Origin of the sequence: Blautia sp. AF19-10LB (assembly GCF_003461245.1) — a bacterium.
Classification (GTDB): domain Bacteria; phylum Bacillota; class Clostridia; order Lachnospirales; family Lachnospiraceae; genus Blautia_A; species Blautia_A intestinihominis.
The window spans coordinates 7,882-11,666 of sequence record NZ_QTWS01000057.1 but is presented as its reverse complement, the minus strand read 5'-3'; the positions used below and the strand labels follow the sequence as shown (position 1 = coordinate 11,666).

The following is a 3,785-nucleotide window of genomic DNA, read 5'->3' as shown; positions in this document are numbered from 1 at the left end:
ATTGTTTATATTGAAGCGAATGTTACTATGAGGAGCCGTATGCGGGAAAGCCGCACGTATGGATCTGTGAGGGGTTAAGATTGAGAGGTCTTAGTCTACTCGACTGTTGAACTGAATCCGAAAAGCATTAGGGCGCAGAGGAGATAGAATCCTTTGCGTAAAAGACTAACGAACATATTTAATGAAACATCGGAACCATCTTCTTTTTGTTGTCTACCTATAATAACGATTGGAGTAATCGATTATAGACACCCCTGCAATCAAAAAAATCTGAAAATATATTTATCAACATTACATAAAAGTGTGTAGATGCACATAAAATGGGAATACATATTGAAATTCAGGTCGTTCTGTGATAGAATCTCATTACTAAAAAGTGTGCAGATGCACGGAAAGGGGGAGCGTAATGATGGAGATTAAAAGAGACGCTTACCTACAGCAGCTGATCGAGCGAAAAGATAATGGAATGATAAAGGTGATTACCGGCATTCGTAGATGTGGCAAATCCTTTTTGCTGTTTATCATCTTTAAGAGATACTTACTGGAGAACGGCGTTGATGTTGATCATATTATTGAAATTGCATTGGATGGTATTGAGAACGAAGAATTAAGAGATCCCAAGGTATGCTTCAAGTACATCAAGGATGCCATGAAAGACGACGGGAAGTATTATCTCCTTTTAGATGAAGTGCAGTTCATGCCACGATTTGAGGAAGTGCTGAACAGCCTGCTCCGCATGAGCAATATTGATGTGTATGTCACCGGAAGTAATTCCAAGTTCCTGTCCAGCGACATTGTGACCGAATTCCGTGGCAGAGGTGATGAGATTAGAATCTACCCTCTCTCCTTTGCAGAGTTTTATTCTGTCTATGACGGCGATTATGATGATGCCTGGGATGACTACATGATCTACGGAGGATTGCCGCAGATCGTAAGTTTCCAGAGCGAACGACAGAAAGCGGACTATCTGAAGAACATCTTTGCAAATGTCTATCTGAAGGATGTTATTGAAAGAAATAAGATTCAGAACGTGGATGAGATTGGGATTCTGGTTGATGTGCTTGCATCTGCAATTGGCGCACCGACCAACCCTTCAAAGATTGCCAATACATTTGCCAGTGAGCGCCAGATGACTTATGCTAATAAAACCATCTCCAAGCATATCGACCATTTGACAGATGCCTTTTTGATTTCCAAGGCAAGCCGATACGATATTAAGGGCAGAAAGTATATCGGTGCAAATCTGAAATACTACTTTACTGATCTGGGACTGAGAAATGCACGTCTGAATTTCAGACAGCAGGAGCCTACTCATATTATGGAGAACATTGTTTATAACGAGCTGCTGATCCGTGGCTACAATGTTGATGTGGGTGTCGTGGATATCTTCGATAAGGATAAAGAGGGCAAACGTGTTCGTAAGCAGTTGGAGGTTGACTTTGTGGTGAATCAAGGAAACCAGAGATACTATATCCAGGTTGCATATGACATGACTTCGGAAGAAAAACAGACGCAGGAGTTCAATTCTCTGCGTAATATCCCGGACTCTTTCAAGAAGATCGTCATTGTAAATGGCAGCAAAAAGCCTTGGAGAAATGATGAAGGTTTTGTCATCATGGGAATGAAGTATTTCTTGCTGAATGCGAATAGTCTGGAATTTTAAGTCGATTTGAGTTGTTGCTGTGGTGTTGTTCTATTTCAAAAAAGAGTGAAATGATATAAATAAGGCCACGGCTGATTTCATGTTGGAACAGCCGTGGCTCAGTTTATTTTTTTATCCGTACAAACGAGACTGTTCCGCAGATTATGTAGAACAGACAGAGTACGATTCCGATAGTGAGAACATACGAGAATAAAGATGAACTTAAGAACGAGATAAACAAAAGTTTGTTGAATTAAAATGAAATAAAGTTCCAGTAATCATAGAGTGTATGGATTCAATTCCATATGCTCTTTTTCTTTTACTTAATTTCAGGATAAATGCAGAAATCTAATGTTACGAGTTTATTACGAGTGGCATTAAAAAAACTCGCAAGAAAACTCGTAAGAAAAAAAGTAAAAAAATTTGCTTTTGACCACTGTAAAATAGCCTCTGAGCGTTTCGTTATATGAAGGGATAATTTTTCTTTCATATTTCAAAGAAAAGAGGATAAAGAAATGTCAGAGAAAAGATGTTATACAGTTCAGGAGTTACAGGAAATCTTAGGAGTCAGCAGACCTACTATTTATAACCTTTTGAAGAAAAAGGAATTCCGGTGGATTCAGTTGGATGGCGGAAAGTATCGCATCTCTAAGAAGAGTTTCGATGATTGGCTCGATAACTTGGAACAGTAAAAAACAGGGTGTTGATCAGGCAGATATTGTCTGCATCGACATCCTAAATTTTTTTCTGGATTTGAGATATGATATAAGAAAAAAACACTAACACTAAAAAGACAGGATGTGAAGAATAAATGGCAACAGCAATTATGAAACAAAAAGAAGTTCCCGAAATGGACGATGTGGAAGAAATCATTTTAAAGATATCAGAAGAAAGTCCTTACAAACGGCGTCCAACACAAAAGAGAACCTGGATGACAGTGCCGGAAATGGGAAAGCTGCTGGGATTAAAAAAGACAGATCGATATTGGCTGGTGCATAAAAATGTTTTTGAATCAAAAGAGATTGCCGGAAAGAATTGAAATCCTGGTCCTATTCTGTTAAGGAAGTCGCGGATTTATTGGGGGTTGACGATTATCTTGTTTATGATTTGCTCAAAAAAATCAAATGGAAACGGTTATTGTCGATTACTGGAAACGAATACCAAAAGAATTTTTTCAGAACTGGTATAAAAGCCAGTCCCGGTATCGGATAAAGGAAGACAGAGAGAAAGATGCTCTTCTGGAAGCGGCAACTATTACGATGCCTGAGATGGCACAGCTGCTTGGAACAACCAGGAGCGCAGTATATACAATTCTTGATAATCCAAAGTATAGTCATTTTTTTGAATTCATTGTGATTGCAGAAAAGAAAAGGATCACAAAAGAGAGTTTTCAAAAATTTCTGGAAGGTCAGGACCGTTACAAGCTGGACCCATCGAATGATTATGAAGAACTTGCACAGGAACAAAATATTGCCCTGGCTAATTTCCGGCGGAAGAAATTATCACAAACCGGAATACGAGGAAGCAATGGAAATATAAAGTATCTTACTTTTGATGAAGCTTCCTATCTGGCAAAGGTCAGCAGAAGCATGATCAACAAGTGGGCGGATAAAGGAAAGTTCACGGTAATAAAAGTTGGCAGTCGAGTTAGGATCCGTCGGGATGAATTTGAAGACTGGATGGAACAAAGAGATTTGGAAAGGAGCATGCAATAATATGGCATCAATAAGAGAACGAAACGGAAAATTCAATGTAATCTACTATAAATGAGTAAATTTGAAAAATTGCACAAAACTACCCTGCTAATTTTATAAATGAGTCAAAATCATTGCTTTCCTTTGCACATTGGAAAAGATATCGATACTTTTCCAACTGAACAATGCCGCAGATCTTGTGATATCCGGTCTCGAAAGAGCAGAACTCACCAGTTCCTGCTATACGCATGAAATGTGCCAGTGACATAAGCAGCCAATACCTTTTGATCCCCTGTGCAGAACGCAGCTGATAGCCGTCCAGTGCCATTTTATCCTTACACTGGCGGAAAAATATTTCAATTGACCATCGATACACATAACAAAAAAGGATCTCCTGTGTGGATAAAGCTACATTTGTACTGATGAATGCACGCAGTGCTTTGGGATTA

The 3,785-nt window shown here is 38.9% G+C and carries 5 protein-coding genes; 4 read left to right on the top strand and 1 reads right to left on the bottom strand.

All coding sequences use genetic code 11. From position 1 onward, the window contains the following. Positions 1–409 precede the first annotated feature (409 nt). From DWX28_RS18135 to DWX28_RS18125, 4 genes are all read left to right on the top strand, one after another. Positions 410–1,663: an ATP-binding protein gene (locus DWX28_RS18135; protein WP_118254465.1), complete on the top strand. Its 1,254-nt coding sequence runs from the start codon at positions 410–412 to the stop codon at positions 1,661–1,663. 494 nt (positions 1,664–2,157) lie between these two features. Then, positions 2,158–2,334 (top strand): helix-turn-helix domain-containing protein, encoded by a 177-nt coding sequence (locus DWX28_RS18130; protein ID WP_003864535.1) that lies wholly within the window; start codon positions 2,158–2,160, stop codon positions 2,332–2,334. Between the two features lie 119 nt (positions 2,335–2,453). After that, the gene (locus DWX28_RS20150) at positions 2,454–2,681 is read left to right on the top strand and encodes a hypothetical protein (protein WP_243002493.1); all 228 of its coding nucleotides are present in this window, start codon (positions 2,454–2,456) and stop codon (positions 2,679–2,681) included. Positions 2,682–2,766: 85 nt separating this feature from the next. Continuing rightward, positions 2,767–3,357, top strand: a complete 591-nt coding sequence (locus DWX28_RS18125; RefSeq protein ID WP_243002492.1) for a helix-turn-helix domain-containing protein — start codon at positions 2,767–2,769, stop codon at positions 3,355–3,357. 79 nt (positions 3,358–3,436) lie between these two features. Here the strand turns inward: DWX28_RS18125 and DWX28_RS18120 are convergent. Further along, on the bottom strand, positions 3,437–3,785 hold a 349-nt coding region (locus tag DWX28_RS18120; RefSeq protein ID WP_243002491.1), incomplete at its 5' end, for a transposase.

Bases quoted from the DNA above. Each gene is read 5' to 3' on its own strand.
- DWX28_RS18135 (WP_118254465.1), top strand. From the start codon at position 410: ATGGAGATTAAAAGAGACGCTTACCTACAGCAGCTGATCGAGCGAAAA.
- DWX28_RS20150 (WP_243002493.1), top strand. From the start codon at position 2,454: ATGGCAACAGCAATTATGAAACAAAAAGAAGTTCCCGAAATGGACGAT.
- DWX28_RS18130 (WP_003864535.1), top strand. From the start codon at position 2,158: ATGTCAGAGAAAAGATGTTATACAGTTCAGGAGTTACAGGAAATCTTA.
- DWX28_RS18125 (WP_243002492.1), top strand. From the start codon at position 2,767: ATGGAAACGGTTATTGTCGATTACTGGAAACGAATACCAAAAGAATTT.